Raw genomic sequence first — 22,709 nt, 5'->3', positions numbered from 1 at the left:
GCAGACTGGCGCCTGCACAAGTTATCGAAATAGCGGGAATCGTCAGAAGAACGCAAAAAAGCTTCTCCGCCTATCGCGCGAGCGGCCATTCAACTGTTCGGCATAGACGATGAACCAGATCTTGTTGGTGCTTCTCGGGGCTCTCGGTGGATTCGCCGTTCATGCGGTGAGCATGAAGGTCAGCTTTAAGCAACGAACAATTGACAACAAGATTAAGGTCTATGACGCTCTGATAGGGACCTGGGTGAAGATGGGGTGCTCGCCCGCTTTCGACGCTAAGCCGATGGTCATAAGAGATTGATCCTTTTGACGAAGACCTTTCTCACCGGAGGATACTGCCGCATAGCCCGGTCTACAGGCATCTGTTTTTCCAGACTCGCAACTACGTGGAGGCGAATATTTCAGCTGCTGCGTTGATCCACATCGGCAGCACGGCTATCCCGGACCTATCCGGGAAACCCATGCTCGACATGCTGGCAGTCTCGAAGCTGGACGATCTGAGGGAAGAGCAGAAAGCGTTCGAAACGCTCGGTTTCCACAGGCGAGACGTGTGGGTTGACCGCGATGACAAGCCTTACGTTTGCGGTTCCGTCCGCCGCGACGACGTAACCTACAACGTCAATATTCACATCTGCCACCACGGCGATCCTGTGCACGTGGGTTCGCTCGCTTTCATCGAAATCCTCAGTCGGCGTCCTGACCGCAGGCGAAAGTACGAGCACGCGAAAAAGATCGGGCGCACCAGGTCGCCCCTGAGAATGCCGAGATATACAACCGCGCGAAGGAGGCGGTAATCCTTGAGATACACTCGGAGGCAGCTCGGGAAAACCGCACGTGAGCACGAGAAGCCTCGAGCAGGGGATCTCGAAACTGAGTGAGCTTGGTGCGGCCAAGGTCGACCATATAGTGGGCGATCTTGCGGCCCACTTAGAAGGTACGTATCAGCTGCTGCGATTGTGGGGAAACTCTGAACCGATATGTCTTGCCGGGTTGTATCATGCCGTCTATGGAACGGACGACTTCCCGCATATGCTGATTGGCCTCGAGAGCCGCGAGCAAGTCCGCGAGCTCATCGGTGAGATGGCAGAGAGGCTTGTCTACATCTACGGCGCCTGTGACCGCTCCTTTACCTATCGTCAGATCATTCGCGAGTCCGGGCCGCAGTACCGGGATAGATTTACTGGTCGAACGTTCGCACTCGATCACTCCTTGCTGTCATCGCTATGCGAGCTGACACTGGCAAATGAACTGGAAATTGCTTCTAGGGATAAGGCGCATCTCGAGAAGTATCGCAAGCAGTATCTGACTCTGTTCGGTTCCTTCGAAGGTCGAGTAAGCGATCGAGGCATCCGGGCTCCTTCTTGAGCTTGGGCGCGGAGCTGCCCGAGCCCGTTCGGTTCGTGCTGTTCGGCTTCGGCCCGGGCGTGTTGCTCGCCCTCCTCATCGTGTATGCGCTTCGCACTCGTTGGTCCGATGCGAGCCTTCTGGGTCTCGCCATGGTCGCCGCGGGCGGCGCTTCGAATTGGGTGGATCGCCTTTCGGACGGCCGAGTGGTCGACTTTCTGAACGTCGGCATCGGTCCGATCCGAACGGGCATTTTCAACGTGGCCGACATGGCGATCTTGGGCGGAGTCGTCATTCTCCTGGTCGGCGAGCATTCTCGCGGCAGGAAGCGACGTCCCGGCCGCCGCGTTCTGCCGGAACGAGCCTGACGATCCCAAGTACCGCGCGCTCTGCAAAGGGAAACGGCCGCTGCACGGGCGAGCGCTCCGACTCCGTCTCCAGCCCCCCGGGCCCTTCGGCGCCGGCTCGCTTCACGTGCCGCACTGCCACCCATGTTGCCGCGCGTCCTGGATTACCCTAGGCTGCCTCGAGAACCGGACGTGGGGAGATAAGCATGAAAACTCGAACGAATAATCCGATCACGCCGTGGCTCCGCGCATTGGGCGTCACCTTTTGCCTCGCGCTGGCATTCGGCCCGGCCGCCCGGGCGCAAGACGTCACTGCACAGACTCTCGTCGACCGCGCGCAGATTCAGGACCTGATCACGCGCTACTACTACAACTTCGGCAACGAGAATCCGGAAAGCTTTCCGGATTTCTATGCCGATGACGCGGAGCTGATCCTGGGCACCACGCACTACAAGGGTAGGGACGGCATCGCACAGGCGTACCGAAGTGCCGGCGAGGACAGCCCGATCCAAAACGCCTATTCCTTCAACGTGACGATAGGCAACCCGCTCATCGTCGTGCACGGCGATACGGCGAGCGCGAAGCTCATATTCACCGAGTACCTGATCGAGAAGCAGGGCGACGCGCCGCGCGTCATCGCGCAAGGCCGGGAATACGCCACGTTCGTCAAGGTGGACGGACAGTGGCGCTACAAGACCCGGAGCATCCAGGGCGGCACCGAGCCGCCGGAAGGCTGGAAGGAATAGCCCGGCAGGCTGCCCCGCTCGCGATCTCGACTGCCGCGCGAGGCGCCTCACGCGGCTCGGCGTGTCTCCCCGGCGCATCGGAGAACGACCATGCCATTCGCCAAAGCGGTCATTCTCGGGGCCACCGGCCCCGTCGGGATCGACATCGCCGACGAGCTACGCAAGCGCGGCGTGGCGGTGCGAGCGGTCTCGCGCAACATGGGTCACCTCGAAGCGCTCTTCCCGGGCCTCTCGGCCGAGCGGGTCGCCGCGGATCTTTTGAAGCCCGACGACACGAAGCGCGCCGTCGACGGCTGCGACGTCGTGTTCCATTGCGTCGGCTTCGGCGGCGACGCGATGCAGCATCATCGAACGGCGGCCGAGAACCTCGCCGCGGCGCTCGCCGGAAACCGGCCGCCGCGCTGCGTGCACGTCTCGAGCTACTGGGCGTTTCTGCCGCTGGTCGGCAATCCGCTGAACGAGGACCACCCTCGGCAAGGCGGCCCGCCGTGGGTCCGCCATCGCCGTGCCGCCGAGGACATTCTGCGGGAAGCCGGCGCCGCGATCGTGAATCTGCCGGACTTCTACGGGCCGCACGTGCACACGAGCACGCTCCAGCAGCCGCTCGCGGAAGCCGCGCAAGGGAAGACGATGCATTGGATCGGCGCGCTGGACGTCGAGCGGGAATACGCGTTCGTGCCCGATGCCGCGCGGACGATCGTGAGCCTCGCCGAAAGAGACGAAGCCTACGGCGAGCATTGGCTGATCCCGACGGCCGGGCCGTTGAACGGCCGGCGCGCGGCGGAGATCGTGAACGAGATTCTGGTCTCGAAGATCAAGGTGCGCGGCCTTGGGAAAACGTCTCTGCGCGTGCTCGGCTGGTTCAACGCGCCGCTCCGCGGCATGATGCAGATCATTCCGGAGTACGTGAAGCCGATCCGCTACGAGACGCTCAAGATCACGAACCTTCTCGGCCCTCAGCCCGTGACGCCGTACGAGGACGGAATTCGGCAGACGCTCGACTGGCTGCGAAGCCGAGCGGAGTAACCCGGAACAATCAGAAGCGCGCGTCGAGAACGCTGTCCGTGCGGCAATCGCCGTTGTTGCAGGCGATGATCGCGCCGGCGACGACCGGCAGCACGACCGTGAGCAGCGCACGGCGCATGTTCAGCCGCTCGATCTCGAGGCGCTCGATGCCGTCGAAGCCGAGCGACCGCACGTCCTGCGGATTGCCGTCGACCCGCCCCCGGAGCCGATAGTCGTTGATCGCGGTGACGAGCAACACCAGCTCTTCGCGATCGCGCGTGCGCACCCGCACGGTGTCGCCGGGCTGAATCGTGCCGGTAATGGCCTCGGGCGTCGTCTCCACCGGATAGAACGACGCGCAGCCCGCAGCGCAGAGGAGCGCGGCGGCAACGACAGGCAGAGCTCCGAAGCGCATAGGCGGAGTATAGACCTGCCGGGGCCCGCGCCAATACGGCCGCCCCCGAAGGCGCTCAGCGCCACGCGGCGAGCACGTGCTCGGCGCCTTTTTCCGCGATCATCACCGTCGGTGCGTTCGTATTCCCGGACGTGATCCGCGGCATGATCGACGCATCGATCACGCGCAGGCCCGCGACGCCATGCACCGCGAGCCGATCGTCCACGACCGCGAGCGCGTCGTGCCCCATCTTGCAGGTGCCGACGGGGTGAAAGATCGTCGTGCCGAGATCCCCGGCCGCGCGAATCAGCGCCTCGTCGCTCTCCACCCCGGGGCCGGGGACCCACTCCTCCGGACGGAAGGCCGCGAGCGCGTTCGCCGCCATGATCCGGCGCGTGAAGCGCATGCCGGCCGCGGCGACGGCGCGGTCGTCGTCGGTCGAGAGGTAGTTCAGCGTGATCGAAGGCGCGGCCTCCGGATCGGGGCTGCGGATCCGCACGTGGCCGCGGCTCGTCGGCTGGAGATTGCAGACCGCGGGGGTGATCGCGTCGAACGGGTGCAGCGGATCGCCGAACTTGTCGAGCGACAACGGCTGAACGTGCCACTCGAGATTCGGCGCCGGACGGCTCGCGTCGCTCTTCGCGAACGCGCCGAGCTGCGAAGGAGGCATCGTCAGCGGACCGGTCTTGAAGAGCGCGTACTCGAGCGCCATCGCGGCCTTGCCCGCCCAGGAGCGCGCGCGCCGGTTCAGCGTGACCGCGCCGTGCACCTTGTAGATCATCCGGATCTGCAGGTGGTCGTGCAGGTTCTCGCCGACGCCGGGCAGATCGTGCACCACCTCGATGCCGTGCCGCGCCAGCTGCTCGCCGGGCCCGATGCCGGAGAGCTGAAGGATCTGCGGCGAGCCGATCGCGCCCGCGGCGAGGATCACTTCGCGGCGCGCGCGGATCGTGCGCCGCTCGCCCTGCCCCGTTCCGCCCGCGGCCGTGCCGTCGCGGCCTCGGCGCGCGCGGGCCGCGCGGTGCGCGATCACGGAGACGCCGACGGCGCGCCGCGCCCCGTCGACCGTCTCGACGTTCACCCGCTCGACGAGCGTGTGCGTCAGGACGTGCAGATTCGGCCGATGCAGGACCGGGCGCAGAAACGCCTTCGTCGCGCTCCACCGCACGCCGCGCCGCTGCGTCACTTGAAAGTACGCGTTACCGAAGTTGTCGCCGCGGTTGAACTCCGCGATCTTCGGGATGCCGCACTCCTCGGCCGCGTCGCGCCAGCGATCGAGAATTTCCCAGCTGACGCGGCGTTCCTCGACGCGCAGCTCGCCGCCCGCGCCGTGCATGTCGTCCGCGCCGTGCTGGTAGTCCTCGGAGCGCTTGAACACCGGCAGCACGTCGTCCCACGACCAGCCGCGATTGCCGAGCGACGCCCAATGGTCGTAGTCGCTCCGCTGCCCGCGCATGTAGATCATCGCGTTGATCGACGAGCACCCGCCGAGGCCCTTGCCGCGGGCATAGCCGATCGCGCGGCCGTTCAGGCCGGCGTCCGGCTCGATCCGATAGCACCAATCCGTGCGCGGATTGCCGATCGTGTAGAGGTAGCCGACCGGAATGTCGATCCAGAAGTAGTCGTCCTTGCCGCCCGCCTCGAGCAACGCGACCGTGACGTCCGGGTCCGCGGAGAGCCGGTTGGCCAGCACGCAGCCGGCCGTCCCGGCTCCGACGATGACGTAGTCGAACTCGTTCAATGCACGCGCGATCTTCGGCTCGATTCGTGGGGCACGCGGCCGCCGAGCGGCGGCGCGGCCCGTGCGCGCATTCTAGTGCCTGTGCCGGAGAAATCGACACCGCCGACCGGCAGCTCTGGCGGCTCGTCGGCGCAATATCGCGCACGATAGTCTCGGCCCGGCTCTCGCACGACGAACGAGTCGTTTCCGCCGCGACCCGGTCATTTGACGACCGCGGCAACTTCTCTTAGCTTGCCCTTCCGATTCCGCCAGCGCCCGCCCCGCCATGCTTTCGAGCTTCGTCGACCGCCTCGACCCGCTGATCTGGGTCATCATCGCGGGCATCGTGCTTGCGATCGTGCTTCGGCGGCGGCGCACCGGAGGACGCGGCGCTCGCGGGCCGCGCCCGACGTCGTGGCTACGGCTCGCGCGCGACGCGTATCGCCCCTGGGATCACGAAGCCGCTTTGCTGCGGCTCTGTCACGGCGACGAGGAAATGGCCGAGCGACTGATCCGCTACGAGATCGAGCGCAATCCGGAGCTGTCGCGCGCAGGCGCGGCGTTGTCGGCGGCGACGCGATTGCGTCACGACAAGCGGTGAGCACGTCGACGAGGGCCTGCCCGGCGGCGCGGCCACATCGGCGATCGCCGCTCGGCATTCGAGGGCCGCGATGATCGTGCACTTCGGACTTCGTCTCGACGGCATGCAGCCGGCCGCTCCGGTCACGGCGGCCGGCGAGGTCGCTCTCGGGCCCGCGCGATGGCTCGACGTGCTCGAGCAGCAGCTCGGGCTGCCGCCCGCCGCGGCCCGCCCGGCCGAAGCGCTCCTCGCGTATCGCGCATGCCTCGAGGATCTGGACGGGCCGGCGCGCTTCTATCACCGCTCGTTCGCGGTCGATCCGATCGGCGTCGCGAGCACGCTCTTGCAGTGGCGCGCCGAGTGGTACGAGGCGGGCTGGGACGGCCGCTTCGACAGTTCGGTCTCACGGCGCCTCGGCGACTTGGCCGACGTCGAGCGGCTCGCCCGAGAGCGCGTGCCGCCGACGCCGGGCCAGCGCCTCCGGCGCATCGCCGCCGCGCTCGACGGCGGCCTCGTCACGCAGGTGCGCCGCGTCGTGCTGCACGACGAGCCGGAGTCGATGCCCGCGGCCTGGCGGCGCGTGCTCGCGCACTTCGACTGCCAAACCGCGCCCGGCGTCGCCCTGCGCGCGAACGCGGCCGAAGGCACCGATCTCTTCGCGATCCAGCAAGCGCTCCTCGCCGTCGAAGCTTCCGGGGACGGCGGCGCTCCGGAGCCGATCGAGCTCGCGGGCGATTCGAGCCTCGTCGTCGTTCGCGGCGTCTCCCGCGATCTCTCCGCGCAAGCGCTCGGCGAGTATCTCCGCAAGACGAAGGCGCCGGACGAGACGGTCGTGATCGCCGAGCGCGACGGCATCATCGTCGACAACGCGCTCGAGCGCGTCGGGCTGCCGCGCGCGGGGTTTCAGCACTACTCGCGCTTCCGCGCGGTGACGCAGGTGCTGAAGCTCTGCCTCGGGCTCGTCTGGCGGCCCGTCGACGCCGAGCTGCTGCTCGAGTTCCTGCTGCATCCGGTGGGACCGTTGCCGAGGCGCGTGCGCTCGGCGCTCGCGGCGGCCGTGGCCGGCGCGCCGGGCGTCGGCGGGCGCGCGTGGCAGGAGGCGCTCGAGAAAATCGCGGAGCGGGAGCGGCGGGCGAATGCGCCGGCGCCCGCCGCGCCCGCAGAAGCACGTCAGGACGGCCCCGCCGGCGCCTGGGTTCAGCTCGAAGCGGACTTCGGCGAGGCCGCCGCGGAGCGGATCGATCGGCTGATGGCCGACATCCGGTACTGGCTCGCATGCGAGCGGTTCGCGCCGTCCGAGGGCGCGCCGATCGGCGTGCTCGTCGAGCGCACGCAGCGCTGCGCCACATGGCTCGCCCGAAGGCTCGGGGCGGCAAGCGGCGGCGAGGCGGATCTCTATGCCGCCGCGCACGCGCAGAGCGAAGCGCTGATCGCGGCGCTCGCGAGCCGGGCGGCGCGGGGCGTCCGCCGGATACCGCGGCTCGAGCTCGAGCGCCTCGTCGACGAGGTCGCCGGGCATTCGCCCGATCCGGCGACGTTCGCCGAGGCCGGGCACGTGCGCGCGGCCACGGACCCGGCCGCGATCACCGCGACGTGGCCGACCGTGATCTGGTGGGACCTCGCGCCGACGCCGGCCCGCGTCGGCTACCCGTGGTCGCGGGCCGAGCTCGACGAGCTCGCCGCGCACGGCGTGGCGCTGCCCGCGCCCGAGGAGACGATTCGCGCGCGGACGCGCGAGTGGCTGCGGCCGATCCTGAACGCCCGCTCGCAGCTGATTCTCGCGGTGCACGACCGCGACGAAGGTCACCACCCGATCTGGAGCCGGCTCACGAGCCTCGCGCGCGGCTTCAACGAGGTGCGGATCGAGGACATTCTGCTCGGCGGCGCGCGCGGGCCCGCGATTCCCGCGATCGGCGTCGAGACCGAGGCGCTCGAGGTGAAGCCGCTGCCCGGCAAGCGCCGCTGGTGGCACCTTCCGCCCGGCTGCCCGATTCCGAGACGCGACGCCGAGTCCTACTCGAGCTTGAGCAAGCTCGCGTACCACCCGCATCAATGGGTGCTGCGCTACGCCGCGCGTCTCGCGCCGGGGCGGGCGGCGAGCCTCGCGAGCGGCCCGCTCCTTTACGGCAATCTCGCGCACCGGCTCTTCGAGTCGTACTTCGACGCTTTTCCGGAGCTGCCGCCCGCGCTTTCCGCGGACGAGGAGAGCCGCGTTCGACTCTGGATCGGCCGGACGCTTCCCCGGATCATCGCGCAGGAAGGCGCCGTGCTCGACGGCCGCGGCATGGGCGTCACGCGCGAGCAGGTGGTCACGACGCTCGAGGACGCGCTTCTCGCGCTGCTGCGCCACCTCGTCGAGGCGGGCGTCGCGCGCGCCGCGGCCGAGCAATGGCTCGACGTCGCGCTGCCCGCCGCCGGCGGCGACGCGCGGCTCTGCGGCGCGATCGACCTGCTGCTCACGGACCGCCGCGGCCGCGAGATCGTCCTCGATGTGAAATGGAGCAATCTCGAGCGCCGCGGCCGCGAGCTCGCCGAGAACCGCGCGCTCCAGCTCGCGACCTATGCGTACATGCGCAAGACCGACGGCGCCGTGGGACGCTGGCCGGAGCAGGCGTATTTCATCGTCCGCAGCGGCGACGTCGTGGCCCGCGACACGCGCGTGTTCCCGTCGGCCGTGCCGTATCCGGCCGAAGCGCCCGAGAGCATCGAGCAGGTATGGATGCGCCTCGCGGCGACCTGTGACTGGCGGCGCGCGCAGCTCGAGCGCGGCGCGATCGAGGTGAACGCGGCGGGCACCGAGCCGGACGACGCGTCGGCGCCGCCCGAAGGCGCGCTCGCGACGCACGAGGCGGAGCCCGACGGCTACGACGAGTTCGCGCGGCTCACGGGCTGGGAGCCGGGCGAGTGAGCGGCCGTTTCGCTCACGTCCGCTTCATCAGCGCCGGCGCCGGCAGCGGCAAGACGTACCGGCTGACCGAGGAGCTCGAGAACGCCCTCGTCCGCGACGGCCGTGCGCCGAGCGGCGTGATCGCGACGACGTTCACCGTGAAGGCCGCGGCCGAGCTCCGCGAGCGCGTGCGCGAGCGCCTCATTCGAACCGGGCGCATCGCGCTCGCCGAGCAGACGGCGCAGTCGTTGATCGGCACCGTGCACAGCGTCTGCGAGCGCCTGCTCGCGCGCTTCGCGTTCGAGCTCGGCCTCTCGCCGGAGCTGCGCGTCGCGAGCCTCGAGGACTGCACGGACTTCTTCAACGAGGCGCTCGACGACGCGCTCGCGCCCGATCCCGACGCCGTGCGAACGATGAACGGCGTCGCGTACCGGCTCGGCATCGACGACTGGCGCGGGGACGTGAAGCAGATCGCCGACCGGGCCCGCGAGAACGACATCGCGCCCGACGCGCTCGTCGCGATGGGCCGGCGCTGCGCGGACGAGCTGCTCGCGCATTTCCCGCCGCCCGTCTCCGGCGACTGGGACGCGTGGCTCGTGGAAACCGTCTCGCGCGCCCTCGATGCGATCGATCTCGAGCACGACACGACCGTCGGCACGCGCAAGTATCACGACGGGCTGAAGGCCGCGATCTACCGGCTCCGCCGGCCGCCCGTGCCGTGGCCGCTCTGGATCAGCCTCGCGAACCGCGGCGCCACGAAAAAGAGCGACGACATCGCGGCGACCGTGCGTGAGGCCGCGGCCGTCTACGAGAAGCATCCGCGGTTCCAGGCCGACGTGCGCACATACCTCGAGCGCGGCTATGCGATCGCGGCGGCCGCGCTCGAGCGCTTTCAGTCGATCAAGAAGGAGCGCGGGCTCATCGACTTCGGCGACATGGAGCAGGAGCTGCTGCGCGCGCTCGACCTCCCCGAGATCCGCGCCCGCCTCGACGACGAGCTCGAGCTGCTGCTCGTCGACGAGTTTCAAGACACGAACCCGATGCAACTCGCGATCTTCATGAAGCTCGCGACGCTCGCCGACGAGGTCGTCTTCGTCGGCGACGTGAAGCAGGCGATCTACGGCTTCCGCGGCTGCGACCCCGAGCTCGTGCGCGACACGCTCGACGCGCTGATCGCCCGCGGCGGGCGCGCCGACGTCCTCGAGCACTCGTGGCGCTCGCGCCCGCCGCTCGTCGAGTACGTCAACCAAGTCTTCGTGCAGGCATTCGACGGCGAGCTCGAGGCCGCGCAGGTGAAGCTCGCGGCGAAGCGCACGGACGCGACGCGGGAGCCGGCCGTGCTGCGCTGGACGATCGACGGCCGGGGCGGCGAGCGAGTCGACGCGATCGCGCGCGGCGTCGCCGATCTCGTGCGGACGGGCTATCGGATCGAGGATCCGGAGACGGGCGAGACGCGCCCGCTGCGCTGGGGCGACGTCGCCGTGCTCGCCGCGAGCAACGACAACGTCGAGGCGATCGCGAAGGCGCTGCGCGCCGCGCACGTGCCGATGAAGATGACGCTGTCGGGCCTCCTCGCGGTCCCCGAGATCTGTCTCGCGAAGGCGGCGCTGCGCCGGCTGAACGATCCGACGGATACGCTCGCGACGGCCGAGATCGTCGCGATGAGCGACTGCGTCGAGCCCGAGACGTGGCTCGCCGACCGGCTGCGCCGCGTGGCCGCCGGCGAGGACGGCTACGCGTGGGCCGAGGACACGCACCCGATCGTCGCGAAGCTCGCGGCGCTGCGCGAGAAGACCGGCACGCAATCGCCGGTCGAGATCGTCGCGCGCGTGCTGAACTCGGTCGGCCTGCGCGAAGTCGTGACGGCGTGGGGCCCGAGCGCGATCAAGGCCGCGCAGCGGCAGAAGAACCTGGACGCGCTGCTGAACCTCGCCGTGCAGTACGAGCGCCATTGCGACGCGCAGCATCTCGCCGCGACGTTGACCGGCTTTCTATTCTGGCTCGAGCACCCGCGCTCGCCGGAGCTCGATCTCCAGCCGGTCGTGACGACCGGCGACGCGGTGCACGTGCTCACGTACCACAGGGCCAAGGGCCTCGAATGGCCGGTCGTCGTCGCCGCGGATTTGCACTACTGCTGGCCGCCGGGGCTCTGGGACGTGCGGATCGAGCGCGGCGACGCGCCGTTCGACCCGGAGCGCCCGCTCGAGGATCGCTTCGTCCGCTATTGGCCGCGCATTTTCGGCCCGCGCACGAACGGCGTGCCGATCCTCGACGCGATTCGCGACTCCGCGGAAGGACGGGCCTGCCTCGAGAAGGACGAGCGCGAGAACCGCCGCCTCGCCTACGTGGGGCTCACGCGCGCCCGCGACGCGCTCGTGCTCGCGACGCCGGCGCGAGACCCGAGCGCGGAGGCCTGGCTGCACGCGTTCGGCGGGCCGTCCGTGCTGCCCGAAGGCGATGCGCTCGTGCTCGGCGCGGGGCGCACGATCGCGACGCGCGCGACCGTCGTCGGCGGCGACATCGAGGGCGCGGCGCCCGAGCCGTTCGCGCCGCGCCGCCTGCCCGAGCGCGCGCCCCTCGCCGAGCGGCGGCGCGAGCGCGTGCTGCCGTCGCAGGCCGCGGAGGTGGCCGGCGCCGCCGCCGTCGAGACGGTCGAGCTCGGTGCGCGCATTCGCCTTTTCGGCGACGACATGACGGCGATCGGCACGGGCCTGCACGCCGTGATCGCCGCCGAGCTGATCAACCCGGGCCGCCCGGACGCCGTCGAGCGCGCGCGTGCCCTGCTCGAGGGCTTCGGCGTCGCCGCGTTCGTCGGAGCGGACGACGCGGTGGCCGCGGCGCGCCGGCTGCGCGCGTTCGTCGACCGGCTCGGCGCGCGGCAGGTGCTCGTCGAATGCCCGATCGTGCACCGCCTCGACGACGGCTGCGTCGTGCGGGGCGCGATCGACGTGCTCGTCGAGACCGATGCCGGCTGGATCGTCATCGATCACAAGTCCTCGCCGCGCCCGCGCGTGGAATGGCCGACCGAAGCCGCCGGGCACTCCGGGCAGCTCGCCGCCTACCGGAGCGCGCTCGAGGCGGCCGGGCGGAAAGTCGCGAGCTGCTGGATCCACTTCCCCGTCGGCGGCGGCATCGTGCGGGTCGCGCTGCCCGGCTGAGCCCTACGGCGCGCCGAAAGCGCGTTCGCCGCGATCCCGCCGCGGCCCGAGCTCGAGCTCGAAGCGCACGCCGAGGAGCCAGCTCGTGCCGCCGAGCTCGATGCCGTCGGCTTCCGTCGCGACGTGCTCGGCTTCGAGAAACACGTAGCTGTGCGAGAAGATATCGATCGAGGGCTCGCCGGACGGCATGCGCCTGCCTTCGGAGGCGAAGCGCCACCGCACGCCCAGGCGGGCGAACGTGCCGAGCTCGCTCTTGCCGTCGCGATCGGGCTGAAGCTCGATCGCCTCCCGATAGAAAGTCCACCCGGCGCCGACCTCCGCGTACGGCACGAGACGGCGGTCCGGATCCGGGAGCGCGAATCCGGCGAAGAAGTGCACGGGCAGAAGCTCGAGCTTGACGGCGTCCGGAACGCGCGCGCCGTCCGGGGTGAGGCCGTCGCCGCGCTCGCTCAAATAGCCGATGCCGACGCCGGCTTCGAGCCAGTCGCGGAACCGGTACCCTCCCGAGACCGCGAAGACGCCGTCGCGATCGTCGCCGTAGAACGTCTCGAACTCGTCGATGTCAGGATACATGAAGCCGCCCTTCAGCGAGTACATCCACCGCGGGCCCGACGGCGGCTCCTGCGCCGATGCGCTGAACGCGACGAGCGAGAGGGCCGCGAGCCACAGCGCGGCGCGGCCGGCGCGCCGGCTGCGCCGGCGTGCGGCGATCCACGCCGCGGCGAGGCCCAGCAACGCCGCGGCCGACCCCGGCGAAGCACCGAGCAGCACGAGCGCCGCCCCGACGAGCGGCAGCAGCGCCGCGCGCACGAAGGGCTTCAACGCCGCGTGCGAGTCGAGGAAGCGCGCGGCCGGCGGGCTCAACGCGTAGTACCGCGCGACGAGCCAGCGCCCGGCCGCATGCGGGAGCAGAAAGCGGTCGCGGAACGCGCGCAGCGCCTCGACCTCGGCGGTCCATTCGGCGCCGAATGCCGCTGTGGCAATGAAGCACGCGTCCTCGTCCGGCAGGTCCGGCGTCGGCGCGATCTCGCCCGGCGTCGCGGTCAGCACCTGCGACAGCGGGCTCTCGGCCGGCTCGCCGAGCGCGATCGACGCCGGCGGCGACAGCACGCTCTCGTGCCGTGCCTGCGAGTTGTCGAGGACCGAAACCGCGACGTGATAGATCGCCTGATCGAGCGCGCTGACCGCGACGCGGTAAGTCACGCCGTTCTCGAGGCCCGTGATCGTGTGCGACGTCACGTCGCCGACGTCCACGGCGTTCTCGGCGACGTCGTCGCGCCCGTAGTGCACGCGGTACCCCGTCGCCCCCTCCACCGGCTCCCAGGCGACGACGATCGCTGCATTGCGCCCTTCCGCGGACGAGAGCCGCGGCGCGAGCGGCGCGTCGACTTCCGCGCTCACCCCTTCGAGCGTGAAGCTCGTGACGTCGCCGGCGTCGATCGGGGACGGTCCGGCCGCGGCGTCGTCGCCGTCGTACTCCTCGGGAAGGTTGTCCTCGGGCGCGGCGCCCTGCTTGTAGTACACGCGGTACCCGCCGGGATTCGTCGAGCTCGTCACGCGATGGCTCAAGTTCGGCTCCCAGGTCACCTCGATCCCGGGCATCGCCGGATCGTCCCCGGTCACGGCCTCGAGCGCGGGCTCCGGCACCGGGAACGGGAACGGGTCGGCGAACGAGCCGCCGTACGCGCCCGCGTCCGCCACCGTGCCGTCGATCGCGTCGGTGCCCCGGCCGATGTCGATGCAGGCCGATCCTTCCTGCAGGTGGAAATCGAGCGCCGCGGGATCCACGAACTGCGGATCGCCGAACTCCGCGCCGCTGCCGCCCGTGCCGTCGACGTCGCTCGGCGACTCCTCGTTCTCGAAGTAGCAGCTCGTGCGCACGCCCTCGAACGGGTCGGCGAGCGAGAGCACGTTGGCGATCGCGGTGCCGTTGCCGGCGAAGATGCTCGAGACGATCTCGACGTCGACGCCGGCCCGGCTCACGGCGACTTCGTTGTCGAAGAAGACGTCGTTGGCGAGCTCGACCGAGGAGTCGTCGGCCAGCACGCCGGTGTCGCTCACGCGGTCGAACACGACGTTCGTCACGTCGATCGCGTTGCTGGCCGTGATCGAGACGCCGACGCTCGAGTCGGTCAGCGTGAAGTTCGAAAAGCGCGCGGCCGTGACGCCGTTGATCGTCACGGTCGGCAGCGTGTCGTCATCCGGGGACAGGATCGTCCGCGCCGTTTCCCGGCCGGTCACGTCGATCCCGCTGCGAAGCTCGATGTTCTCCGTGTAGGTTCCGGGCTCGACGACGATCGTGTCGTTGTCCTCGGCTTCGTCGATCGCCTCCTGGATCGTGCCGAAGTCGGTCGGAACGACGAGCGTGTCCGCGAGCGCCGCGGCCGGCGAAAGCGCGCACAGCAGGAATCCCGCGGCTCGGCGCGGGCTCGCGTCGAATGTCACCGTCGTCCTCGATCTCTCCCCGGAGACGGCGCTCGACAAGCAAGAAGCACGCCACGCCGGGACGGCCCGGACCGCGGTCCCGCGTTCCCGCACGCGAAAGCCGCCTAACGGGGCGGGCCGCCCGGCGGGACCCGCTTCCCCGCGCCCCGACCTTGATGCTAACTTGCCGGGACCGCACGAGACCGAGCTGCTTGGGAGGGCAGAAACCGATGCTGACTCGCCGCGAATGCCTGGCATTGACCGCCAAGACCTGCGCCGCGCTCGCCGTCGCACCGCGACTCGCGGGGGCTCAGAACGAGAGCCCGGCGGATCTGATCACGCGACCGATCCCGTCCACCGGCGAGGAGCTGCCGATCATCGGCCTCGGCAGCTCGGCCACGTTCAGCGACGCCGCGGAAGAGGAGGCCCAGGCCGTGCGCGAGGTCATGCGCACGATGCTCGAGAGCGGCGGGACGGTCTTCGATACGGCGCCGGCCTACGGCGCGTCGGAGGAAGTCGCCGGCCGGATGGTTCAGGAGCTCGGCGCGGCGGAGCGCGTCTTCTGGGCGACGAAGCTGAACGTCGCCGGCTTCCGCGGCGGCTCGGCCGATCCGGAAGCGGCCCGCCGTCAGGTCGAGACGTCGATCGAGCGGCTCGGCCGCGAGCCCGTTGATCTGATTCAGGTGCACAACCTCGCGGACATGGACACGCAGCTGCCGATCCTGCGCGAGTACAAGGAAGCCGGGCGCGTGCGCTACATCGGCGCGACGTCGACCTTCAAGCAGCAGTACGAGGCCTTCGAGCGGTATCTGCAGAGCGAGCCGCTCGACTTCATCGGCATCGACTACGCCGTCGACAACCTGAGCGCCGAGGAGCGGCTGCTGCCGCTCGCGGCCGACCGCGGCGTCGCCGTGATGGTCTACCTGCCGTTCGGCCGCACGCGGCTCTGGAGCCGGGTGGAAGGCCGCGAGGTGCCGGCGTGGGCGGCCGAGTTCGGCGCCCGGACGTGGGCGCAGTTCTTCCTGAAGTTCGCCGCGTCGCACCCGGCCGTCACGGTCGTCACGCCGTCGACGAGCAATCCCGAGCACATGCTGGACAACATGGGCGCCGCGCGCGGCCGGCTGCCGGACGCCGACGAGCGCCGCCGGATGGTCGAGCTCGTCGACTCCCTGCCCTCCTGAAAAAGGTGTCAGACACCTTTTTGGCCGAAATCGTGTCTGACACCTTTTCTCGTTGGGCGTAGTCGGCGCAATTGACCCCGCAGGCGCCCGGGTCATACGCTCGGGCGCATGAGGAAGGCGCCTTTCGGACGGACCGGTGTCGACGTCGCGCTCGTCGGTCAGGGCACGTGGAACCTCGAGCACGACGACGAGGCCGAAGCGCTGGCCGCGCTCGACGCCGGTCTCGACGCGGGCATGACGCACATCGACACGGCCGAGCTTTACGGCAACGGACGCGTCGAGCGGATGATCGCGCCGATCGTCCGGCGCCGCCGCGACGAGATCTTCCTCGTCTCGAAGGTCCTGCCGTCGAACGCGTCCTACGCCGGCACGCTGAAGGCTTGCGACCGCTCCCTCGAGCGGCTCGGCACCGACCGCCTCGACGTCTATCTCCTCCATTGGCGCGGCACGATCCCGCTCGAGGAGACGTTCCGCGCGTTCGAGGCGCTCGAGTCGGCCGGCAAGATCAGGGCGTACGGCGTCAGCAACTTCGACGTCGACGACCTCGAGGAAGCGGTCGGGATCGTCGGCGAGGGCCGCATCGCCTGCAACCAGGTGCTCTACCATCTGAAGGAGCGCTCGATCGAAGAGCGCGTGGTCCCGTGGTGCCGCGAGCACGGCGTCGCCGTCGTGGCTTACAGCCCGTTCGGCAGCGGCCGATTCCCGTCGACCCGCAGCGGCGGCGGCCGCGTGCTCGCGTCGATCGCCGAGCGGCGGCGAGTGAGCCCCTACCAGCTCGCTTTGGCCTTCCTCGTGCAGCAAGGCGGCGTCTTCGCGATCCCGAAAGCCGCGCGCGTCGAGCACGTGCTCGAGAATGCCGACGCGGGCGAGATCGAGCTCACGCCCGCCGAGATGCGCGAGCTCGACGGCGCGTTCCCCGTCCGACCGAGGCGCGGCTTGCCGACGCTGTGACCCGGCGCCGAGCGGCGCAACGCCATACGCCCCGCCGGACCGTAGACGTACGCCCCGCCGCACGCAGTCGCCACGCAGCGCGGCCGCTTCGCGCCCAGGAAACGGCGGCGAGGTGGTTCCCCCGACGCCACGCCGGCGTCCTCCGGTGCTACAGTTCGCGCATCGCCCCGCCTCGGAGCGCCACGATGATCTTCGAGCAAATCGCTACCGGGGGATGCCAGTCCTACCTGATCGGCTGCACGGAAACCTGTGCGGCCGCGCTCATCGACCCCGAGATCAGGCAGATCGATCGCTATCAGGCGACGGCCGCACGCGATGGTCTACGCATCCATTACGTGATCGACACGCACACGCACGCCGATCATTTCTCCGCGGCCCGCCACCTCGGCAGGACGCTCGGCGTCCCGGTCGTCATGCATCACGCGAGCCCGGCGCCGCACGCCGATCTGCGCCTGCAGGACGGCGACATGCTCGCGGTCGGGACGCTGCGGCTGCAGGCGATGCACACGCCGGGGCACACGCGCGACTCGATGTGCCTCGTCGCCGGCGACCGCGTGTTCACCGGCGACACGCTTCTGATCGGCGCCACCGGCCGCACGGATTTGCCGACGGGAGATCCCGAAGCGCTGTACGACAGCTTGTTCAACGGTGTGCTGACGCTCGACGCGTCGCTCAAGGTGTTCCCGGCGCACGATTACAAGGGGCGCAAATCGAGCACGATCGGCGAGGAGCTCGCGACGAACCCGCGCCTGCAGCAGCGCGACCGCGAGGCGTTCGTCGAGATGATGCGCCGGCTGAACCTCTCGGCGCCGACGCACCTGACCGAGGCGCTGCGCACGAACATGACGGGCGGCAAAACGGTCGATCGGCTGCTCGCCGAAGCCGCGGAGAAGACGCCGTTCATGTCGCTCGAGGAGCTGCAGCGTCGGGTCGAGCGGCGCGATCCGGATCTCGTCGTGCTCGACGTGCGCGAAAGAGAGGCATTTGCCGCCGGGCATGTGCCCGGCGCGCGCCACCTCCCGCGCGGCCAGCTCGAGCTCCGCGTCAACGAGGAGCTGGCCGATCCGACGTGGCGCATCGTCACCGTCTGCGAGCTCGGCAAGATCTCGACGCTCGCCGCCGCGACGCTGCGCGAGCTCGGATTCCTGCGCACGGCCGCCCTCGACGGCGGCATGGAGGCGTGGCGCGAGCGCGGCTTCCCGCTCGAGACCTAGTGGCACGCGACGATAGCGACACGCCGCCCGGGAAGCGCTCGGCCCGAAAAGCCGGACGCGCTCGCGCCGAACCGGCCGCGCCGCAGGCCGATCCCCGCGGCGGCGACATCGACGGCGCAGCTCGTTTCGCCGCCCTCGCGACGCAGGTGCGCGCAGCGTTCGCCGGCGGAAGCGGCGAAGCGCCGGTAGCCCCCAGCGCCCTCGCGCGCGCCGCCGGCCTCGGCCGCGGTGCGCTCACGGCGCTGCTGCGCACGCACGCGCACATGACCCCGGCCGCCTGGCTCGCCCGCGAGCGCGTCCGCTCGGCCGCCCGCCGCCTGCTCGAGACGCGGGACAGCGTCGCGGACGTCGCAGTGGCCGCCGGTTTTGCCGGCGAAGCGGAGCTGCGGCGCGTCTTCCTCGCGCTCGCACGACTGAGCCCCGAGGACTATCGCGCGCTCGCGCGCGCCGACGCCTTCGTGCTGCGCCTGCCGGCCCGTTACCGCGCCCGCGAGGTGCTCGCCTATCACGCGCGCGATCCGGAAAGCCCGTGCGAGCGCGTCGACGGCGCGCGTGTCTTCAAGGCGCTCGCCGCGCCCGACGGTCCCGCGATCCTCGAGATCGAGCTCGGCGCTCGGCGCGCGGTTTGCCGAGTGCATTCGCCCCGCCGCCTCGGTCCGGCGCGGATGGGTCGCCTCCACGCGATCGCGCTGCGGATGCTCGGCCTCACGGCGGACGTCGCGGCCTTCGAATCGCTCGCGCGACGCGACCCGCATCTCGCGCCCCTCGTCGCGAAGCGTCGCGGCCTGCGCCTGCCGCTGACGCCGACCGTCTTCGACGCGCTCTGCTGGGCGATCATCGGCCAGCAGATCAATCTCGCGTTCGCGAGCGCGCTCCGCCGCGAGATGCTCGCTCTCGCGGGCGAGCGGATCGACGGCATGATCGCGCACCCGACGCCCGCTCGGCTCGCGGACGTCGACGTCTCGGCGCTCGCGGCGCGGCGCTACTCGCGATCGAAGGCGGAGTATCTCCTCGACACCGCACGCGCGGTCGCCGCGGGCGCCCTCGACTGCGAGGCGCTCGCGGAAGGCTCGGCCGTGACCGCCGAGGAATCGCTGACGAAGCTTCGCGGCATCGGCATCTGGACCGCCCGCTACGTGCTGATGCGCGGCGCGGGCTTCGCCGACTGCGCGCCGGTCGGCGACGTCGCGCTCGCGGCCGCGCTCCACAAGGTGACCGGAAGCGCCGCGCGGCCCGGTCCGAGCGAGGTCGAGGCGCTGATGCGGCCGTTCGCGCCGTACCGGAGCCTCGCGACGTTCCACCTGTGGGCGAGCCTCAGGGAGGACGCGGGGTAGCGGCAGCGCGAGACGGGTAACGGCAGGCAGCGCGAGACGGGCGAGGTGCCTGGGCCCGAAGCGGCCGTGCTACGCGTCTAGTTCGTGCGGCGGGAGCGCGCGGTGTTGCGCGCTACACAGGTGCGCGGCGATCAGAGCGCCGACACGGCGGCCGGCCGCTAGTCGGCGGCCCTTCGCCCTTCGGGCTGGCACGTCGGGCAGAAGTACGCCGTGCGCCCGTGCATTTTCAGTGTCGCGACCTTCCCGCCGCACGCGCCGCAGCTTTCGCCCTTCTTGCGGCGGCGGAGCAGCCATCCTTTCGGCGCACGCTGCTCGAAGTCCTCGGCTCCGGCGCCTTTCCGAACCGCAGTCGCGAGCACGCGGCGCATCTCGCGATACAGCCGCTTCAACGCGCGGTCGTCGAGATCGTCGACCGGCGTGCGCGGGTGCAGCTTCGCGTGGAAAAGGATCTCGTCCGAGTAGACGTTCCCGATCCCGGCGACGACGCTCTGATCCATCAGCACGCTCTTGATCGCGCCCCGCTTCCTCGCGAGCCGCTCGCGGAACGTCTTCTCGTCGACGGCGAGCGCGTCGGGACCGAGCGCCTTGCCGCGAATGAATTCATCCGCGTCGCCCGCGAGCTCGATGCGCCCGAGGAGCCGCGGATTGACGTAGGCGAGATGCTCGCCTCCGGCGAAATCGAAGCGCACGCGATCGTATTTCGGGTCTTCCTCGCCGTCCCGGAAATGGTCGAAGCGTCCCGTCATCCCGAAATGAAACGCGAGCCAGCGCCCGTCGTCCGTGGCCGCGAAGAGCCGCTTGCCGTGGCGCCGCGTACGCTTCAGCCGGTGGCCTTTCAGCAGCCGGCGAAGCTCCGCCGCGGAGACGCCCTTCAAGATCTTCGCGGACGCGACGGTCACGTCGTCGATCCGCTTGTTCAGGCCGTGCCGCTCGAGGTAGCGGCCGTAGTTCTCGACGTCCGGCAGCTCGGGCATGGCGGTAGGTGCGCGCGGCGGAACGGAACGCCGAGGACCAGCAAGTTCCGGGCCACCCGTGCGACCGAGCGCCGGCGCGCCCTCGTCGAAATCGCTCGCGGCCGGACGACTACCCGGCGAGCGGGCACGCGAGATCCGGAGTACAAGTAGGGTTTCACGGGCCCACGGAGCAGGCTCGCCAACACAGGTACAGGAGCACGACCATGGCCAAATACGTCGACGGTTTCGTATTGCCGGTCCCGAAGGACCGCGTGGAGGAGTATCGAAAGATGGCCCAGGATGCCGGCAAGGTCTGGCGCGAGCACGGCGCGCTCGAGTTCCACGAGTGCGTCGCCGACGACGTGAAGCCCGGCGAGCACACGTCGTTCCCGCAGGCCGTCAAGCTCGAGCCGAACGAGACCGTGGTGTTCTCGTGGATCGTCTACGAGTCGCGCGAGCAGCGCGATCGAGTGAATGCGAAGGTCATGGAGGACCCGCGCATCAAGAGCATGGACTTGTCGACGATGCCGTTCGACGCGAAGCGCATGATCTACGGCGGGTTCACGTCGATCGTCGAGATGTAGCGGACGGCGCCCGACTGCTCGGCCGCGCGATCGACCCGGCCGCGGGTGCGCACGTGGACCAAGCGGCTCGGGACGACAGATCGTCCGCCCACGGCGTAAACTCGCCTGCGGACAGGACGAGCGGAGCACGATGGCGAACGCGCGAACGAAAACATCCGGGGCGCCCGGCGCGCCGGCGGTCGAGGCCCCCGCGGCCGCGGGGCGGGTCACCGTTCGCGAGGCCGTGATCGAGCTGCTTCGCACGCTCGGCATGACGACGATCTTCGGCAACCCGGGCTCCACGGAGCTCCCGATGTTCCGCGGCTTTCCGAGCGATTTCCGCTACGTATTGGGCTTGCAGGAGGCCGTCGTCGTCGGCATGGCGGACGGCTATGCGCAGGCCGTGCGCAACGCGGCACTCGTGAATCTCCATTCGGCGGCCGGCGTCGGGCACGCGATGGCGAACGTCTTCACCGCCTACAAGAACCGCACGCCGCTCGTGATCACGGCCGGGCAGCAGGCGCGCTCGATCCTGCCGTACGAGCCGTTCCTGTTCGCCGCGGAGGCCACGGAGCTGCCGAAGCCGTACGTGAAGTGGAGCAACGAGCCGGCCCGGGCCGAGGACGTGCCTGCCGCGATCGCCCGCGCCTACCACGTCGCGATGCAGCCGCCGCGGGGGCCGACGTTCGTGTCGATCCCGGTCGACGACTGGGATCGCGTCGCGGAGCCCGCCGCGCCGCACCGCGTCTCGCAGGCGCTGCGCGCCGACCCTGCTGCGATCGACGAGGCCGGCGCGGCGCTCGATCGGGCCTCGCGACCGGTGTTCGTGGTCGGGGCGGCCGTCGATCGCGACGGCGCGTGGTCCGAGATGGTCGCGCTCGCGGAGCGCCATCGGGCGCTCGTCTGGGTGAGCCCGATGTCGTCGCGATGCAGCTTCCCCGAGACGCATCCGCTCTTCGCCGGCTTCCTGCCCGCGAGCCGCGAGAAGCTCGTGCAATGCCTCGACGGCCACGACCTCGTGCTCGTGGTCGGCGCGCCGGCGTTCACGTATCACGTCGAGGGCTTCGGGCCGCACGTGCCGCCGGGCGCGGCGCTCTTTCAGCTGACCGACGACCCGGACATGGCCGCGTGGACGCCGGTCGGCACGTCGATCGTCTGCAGCATCCGGCTGGGCCTCGCGGATCTTCTCGCGCGCCCCGCTCCGCCGCCGCGGCCGGCTCCCCATGGGCGGGGCGCACCGCCGCGCGTCGACGCGCAAGGCGCCCTCACCGTTCCTTATCTGATGCAGACGCTCGCCGCCGTGCGGCCGGCGGACGCGATCATCGTCGAGGAATCCCCGTCGAGCCGCGTGACGATGCAAGCCTATCTGCCGATCGATCGGCCGGAGAGCTTCTATACCTGCGCGAGCGGCGGGCTCGGGCACAGCCTGCCCGCCGCCGTCGGGATCGCGATGGCGCGCGGACACGAGCGGCGCGTGATCGGGCTTTTCGGCGACGGCTCGGCGATGTACGCGATCCAGGCGCTGTGGTCCGCGGCGCAAATGAAGCTGCCGATGACGATCGTCATCGTGAACAACGAAGGCTACGCGGCGCTCGACCAATTCGCCGGGCACTTCGGCATCGAGCGTGCGGTCGGCACGCGGCTGCCGTCGCTCGACTTCGTCGGCCTCGCGAGAGCGCAGGGCTGCGAAGGCGTGCGCGTCGAGCGCGCGGAGGATCTCGAGCGCGTGCTGCGCGACGCGCTCCGCTCGAGCGGCCCGATCGTCGTCGACGTCCGCGTCGTCGCGGCGCCGCTCGAGCTGCATATTTGAGCAAAACGGTGTCCGGAAAAAAGGTGTCAGACACCTTTTCCTCGGAAAAGGGGTGTCAGACACATCTCTGGTGTCTCGAGAAAAAGGTGTCTGACACC

General features: G+C 70.1%; 18 protein-coding genes. 13 read left to right on the top strand and 5 right to left on the bottom strand.

The genetic code is table 11. From position 1 onward, the window contains the following. Positions 1 to 446 precede the first annotated feature (446 nt). Positions 447 to 722 (bottom strand): hypothetical protein, encoded by a 276-nt coding sequence (locus VF329_06520; GenBank protein ID HEX7080649.1) that lies wholly within the window; start codon positions 720 to 722, stop codon positions 447 to 449. A 112-nt stretch (positions 723 to 834) separates the two neighbouring features. Between VF329_06520 and VF329_06515 the strand changes: the two genes are divergently transcribed. From VF329_06515 to VF329_06500, 4 genes are all read left to right on the top strand, one after another. Continuing rightward, positions 835 to 1,365 carry a hypothetical protein gene (locus VF329_06515; protein ID HEX7080648.1) on the top strand — a complete coding sequence of 177 codons (531 nt, stop codon included), beginning with the start codon at positions 835 to 837 and terminating at the stop codon, positions 1,363 to 1,365. Then, the gene (locus VF329_06510) at positions 1,362 to 1,712 is read left to right on the top strand and encodes a signal peptidase II (protein ID HEX7080647.1); all 351 of its coding nucleotides are present in this window, start codon (positions 1,362 to 1,364) and stop codon (positions 1,710 to 1,712) included. The genes VF329_06515 and VF329_06510 overlap by 4 nt, the downstream gene beginning before the upstream one ends. 185 nt (positions 1,713 to 1,897) lie before the next feature. Continuing rightward, positions 1,898 to 2,437, top strand: coding sequence for a nuclear transport factor 2 family protein (locus tag VF329_06505; protein HEX7080646.1), 540 nt, complete (start codon positions 1,898 to 1,900; stop codon positions 2,435 to 2,437). Between the two features lie 90 nt (positions 2,438 to 2,527). After that, positions 2,528 to 3,463: an NAD(P)H-binding protein gene (locus VF329_06500; GenBank protein HEX7080645.1), complete on the top strand. Its 936-nt coding sequence runs from the start codon at positions 2,528 to 2,530 to the stop codon at positions 3,461 to 3,463. Positions 3,464 to 3,473: 10 nt separating this feature from the next. Here the strand turns inward: VF329_06500 and VF329_06495 are convergent, their stop codons facing one another. Together VF329_06495 and VF329_06490 are read right to left on the bottom strand one after the other, a co-directional pair. Then, on the bottom strand, positions 3,474 to 3,857 hold the full coding sequence (locus VF329_06495) for a hypothetical protein (protein HEX7080644.1): 384 nt from the start codon (positions 3,855 to 3,857) through the stop codon (positions 3,474 to 3,476). Between the two features lie 55 nt (positions 3,858 to 3,912). Further along, positions 3,913 to 5,577 (bottom strand): GMC family oxidoreductase N-terminal domain-containing protein, encoded by a 1,665-nt coding sequence (locus tag VF329_06490; protein HEX7080643.1) that lies wholly within the window; start codon positions 5,575 to 5,577, stop codon positions 3,913 to 3,915. Between the two features lie 265 nt (positions 5,578 to 5,842). Here VF329_06490 and VF329_06485 point away from each other — a divergent pair, with 265 nt between their 5' ends. The 3 genes from VF329_06485 (at position 5,843) to VF329_06475 (ending at position 12,181) form a co-directional block, all read left to right on the top strand. Next, complete coding sequence (locus VF329_06485) at positions 5,843 to 6,157, top strand: hypothetical protein (GenBank protein ID HEX7080642.1); 315 nt, start codon at positions 5,843 to 5,845, stop codon at positions 6,155 to 6,157. Between the two features lie 70 nt (positions 6,158 to 6,227). Beyond that, positions 6,228 to 9,044: a PD-(D/E)XK nuclease family protein gene (locus VF329_06480; protein ID HEX7080641.1), complete on the top strand. Its 2,817-nt coding sequence runs from the start codon at positions 6,228 to 6,230 to the stop codon at positions 9,042 to 9,044. After that, a complete protein-coding gene (locus VF329_06475; GenBank protein HEX7080640.1) occupies positions 9,041 to 12,181 on the top strand; it encodes a UvrD-helicase domain-containing protein in 3,141 nt (1,046 codons plus the stop codon). The genes VF329_06480 and VF329_06475 overlap by 4 nt, the downstream gene beginning before the upstream one ends. A 3-nt stretch (positions 12,182 to 12,184) precedes the next feature. On the opposite strand, the gene VF329_06470 is transcribed toward VF329_06475, so the two are convergent. Beyond that, positions 12,185 to 14,626 (bottom strand): CFI-box-CTERM domain-containing protein, encoded by a 2,442-nt coding sequence (locus VF329_06470; GenBank protein ID HEX7080639.1) that lies wholly within the window; start codon positions 14,624 to 14,626, stop codon positions 12,185 to 12,187. Between the two features lie 209 nt (positions 14,627 to 14,835). Between VF329_06470 and VF329_06465 the strand changes: the two genes are divergently transcribed. The 4 genes from VF329_06465 (at position 14,836) to VF329_06450 (ending at position 19,285) form a co-directional block, all read left to right on the top strand. Then, entirely contained in the window at positions 14,836 to 15,786 is a 951-nt protein-coding gene (locus tag VF329_06465; GenBank protein HEX7080638.1) for an aldo/keto reductase, read from the top strand. A gap of 108 nt (positions 15,787 to 15,894) precedes the next feature. Next, positions 15,895 to 16,737, top strand: coding sequence for an aldo/keto reductase (locus tag VF329_06460; protein ID HEX7080637.1), 843 nt, complete (start codon positions 15,895 to 15,897; stop codon positions 16,735 to 16,737). 185 nt (positions 16,738 to 16,922) lie between these two features. Next, complete coding sequence (locus VF329_06455; protein HEX7080636.1) at positions 16,923 to 17,951, top strand: rhodanese-like domain-containing protein; 1,029 nt, start codon at positions 16,923 to 16,925, stop codon at positions 17,949 to 17,951. Beyond that, entirely contained in the window at positions 17,951 to 19,285 is a 1,335-nt protein-coding gene (locus tag VF329_06450; GenBank protein HEX7080635.1) for a helix-turn-helix domain-containing protein, read from the top strand. The genes VF329_06455 and VF329_06450 overlap by 1 nt, the downstream gene beginning before the upstream one ends. Before the next feature lie 158 nt (positions 19,286 to 19,443). On the opposite strand, the gene VF329_06445 is transcribed toward VF329_06450, so the two are convergent. After that, positions 19,444 to 20,259 carry a DNA-formamidopyrimidine glycosylase family protein gene (locus tag VF329_06445; GenBank protein ID HEX7080634.1) on the bottom strand — a complete coding sequence of 272 codons (816 nt, stop codon included), beginning with the start codon at positions 20,257 to 20,259 and terminating at the stop codon, positions 19,444 to 19,446. Between the two features lie 203 nt (positions 20,260 to 20,462). On the opposite strand from VF329_06445, the gene VF329_06440 reads away from it, so the two are divergent. Continuing rightward, positions 20,463 to 20,822 (top strand): DUF1428 domain-containing protein, encoded by a 360-nt coding sequence (locus VF329_06440; GenBank protein ID HEX7080633.1) that lies wholly within the window; start codon positions 20,463 to 20,465, stop codon positions 20,820 to 20,822. A gap of 130 nt (positions 20,823 to 20,952) precedes the next feature. Beyond that, positions 20,953 to 22,611, top strand: coding sequence for a benzoylformate decarboxylase (gene mdlC / locus VF329_06435; GenBank protein HEX7080632.1), 1,659 nt, complete (start codon positions 20,953 to 20,955; stop codon positions 22,609 to 22,611). Positions 22,612 to 22,709: the final 98 nt, after the last annotated feature.

It is taken from the genome of Gammaproteobacteria bacterium (genome assembly GCA_036381015.1).
Classification (GTDB): Bacteria; Pseudomonadota; Gammaproteobacteria; order Steroidobacterales; family Rariloculaceae; genus ZC4RG20.
Note: the sequence above shows the minus strand (reverse complement) of the source record. Positions and strands in the feature narration are given on the sequence as shown.

Coding starts and splice junctions, on each gene's coding strand:
- VF329_06440 (HEX7080633.1), top strand. CDS start 20,463: ATGGCCAAATACGTCGACGGTTTCGTATTGCCGGTCCCGAAGGACCGC.
- VF329_06455 (HEX7080636.1), top strand. CDS start 16,923: ATGATCTTCGAGCAAATCGCTACCGGGGGATGCCAGTCCTACCTGATC.
- VF329_06495 (HEX7080644.1), bottom strand. CDS start 3,857: ATGCGCTTCGGAGCTCTGCCTGTCGTTGCCGCCGCGCTCCTCTGCGCT.
- mdlC (HEX7080632.1), top strand. CDS start 20,953: ATGGCGAACGCGCGAACGAAAACATCCGGGGCGCCCGGCGCGCCGGCG.
- VF329_06505 (HEX7080646.1), top strand. CDS start 1,898: ATGAAAACTCGAACGAATAATCCGATCACGCCGTGGCTCCGCGCATTG.
- VF329_06465 (HEX7080638.1), top strand. CDS start 14,836: ATGCTGACTCGCCGCGAATGCCTGGCATTGACCGCCAAGACCTGCGCC.
- VF329_06500 (HEX7080645.1), top strand. CDS start 2,528: ATGCCATTCGCCAAAGCGGTCATTCTCGGGGCCACCGGCCCCGTCGGG.
- VF329_06480 (HEX7080641.1), top strand. CDS start 6,228: ATGATCGTGCACTTCGGACTTCGTCTCGACGGCATGCAGCCGGCCGCT.
- VF329_06460 (HEX7080637.1), top strand. CDS start 15,895: ATGAGGAAGGCGCCTTTCGGACGGACCGGTGTCGACGTCGCGCTCGTC.
- VF329_06485 (HEX7080642.1), top strand. CDS start 5,843: ATGCTTTCGAGCTTCGTCGACCGCCTCGACCCGCTGATCTGGGTCATC.
- VF329_06445 (HEX7080634.1), bottom strand. CDS start 20,259: ATGCCCGAGCTGCCGGACGTCGAGAACTACGGCCGCTACCTCGAGCGG.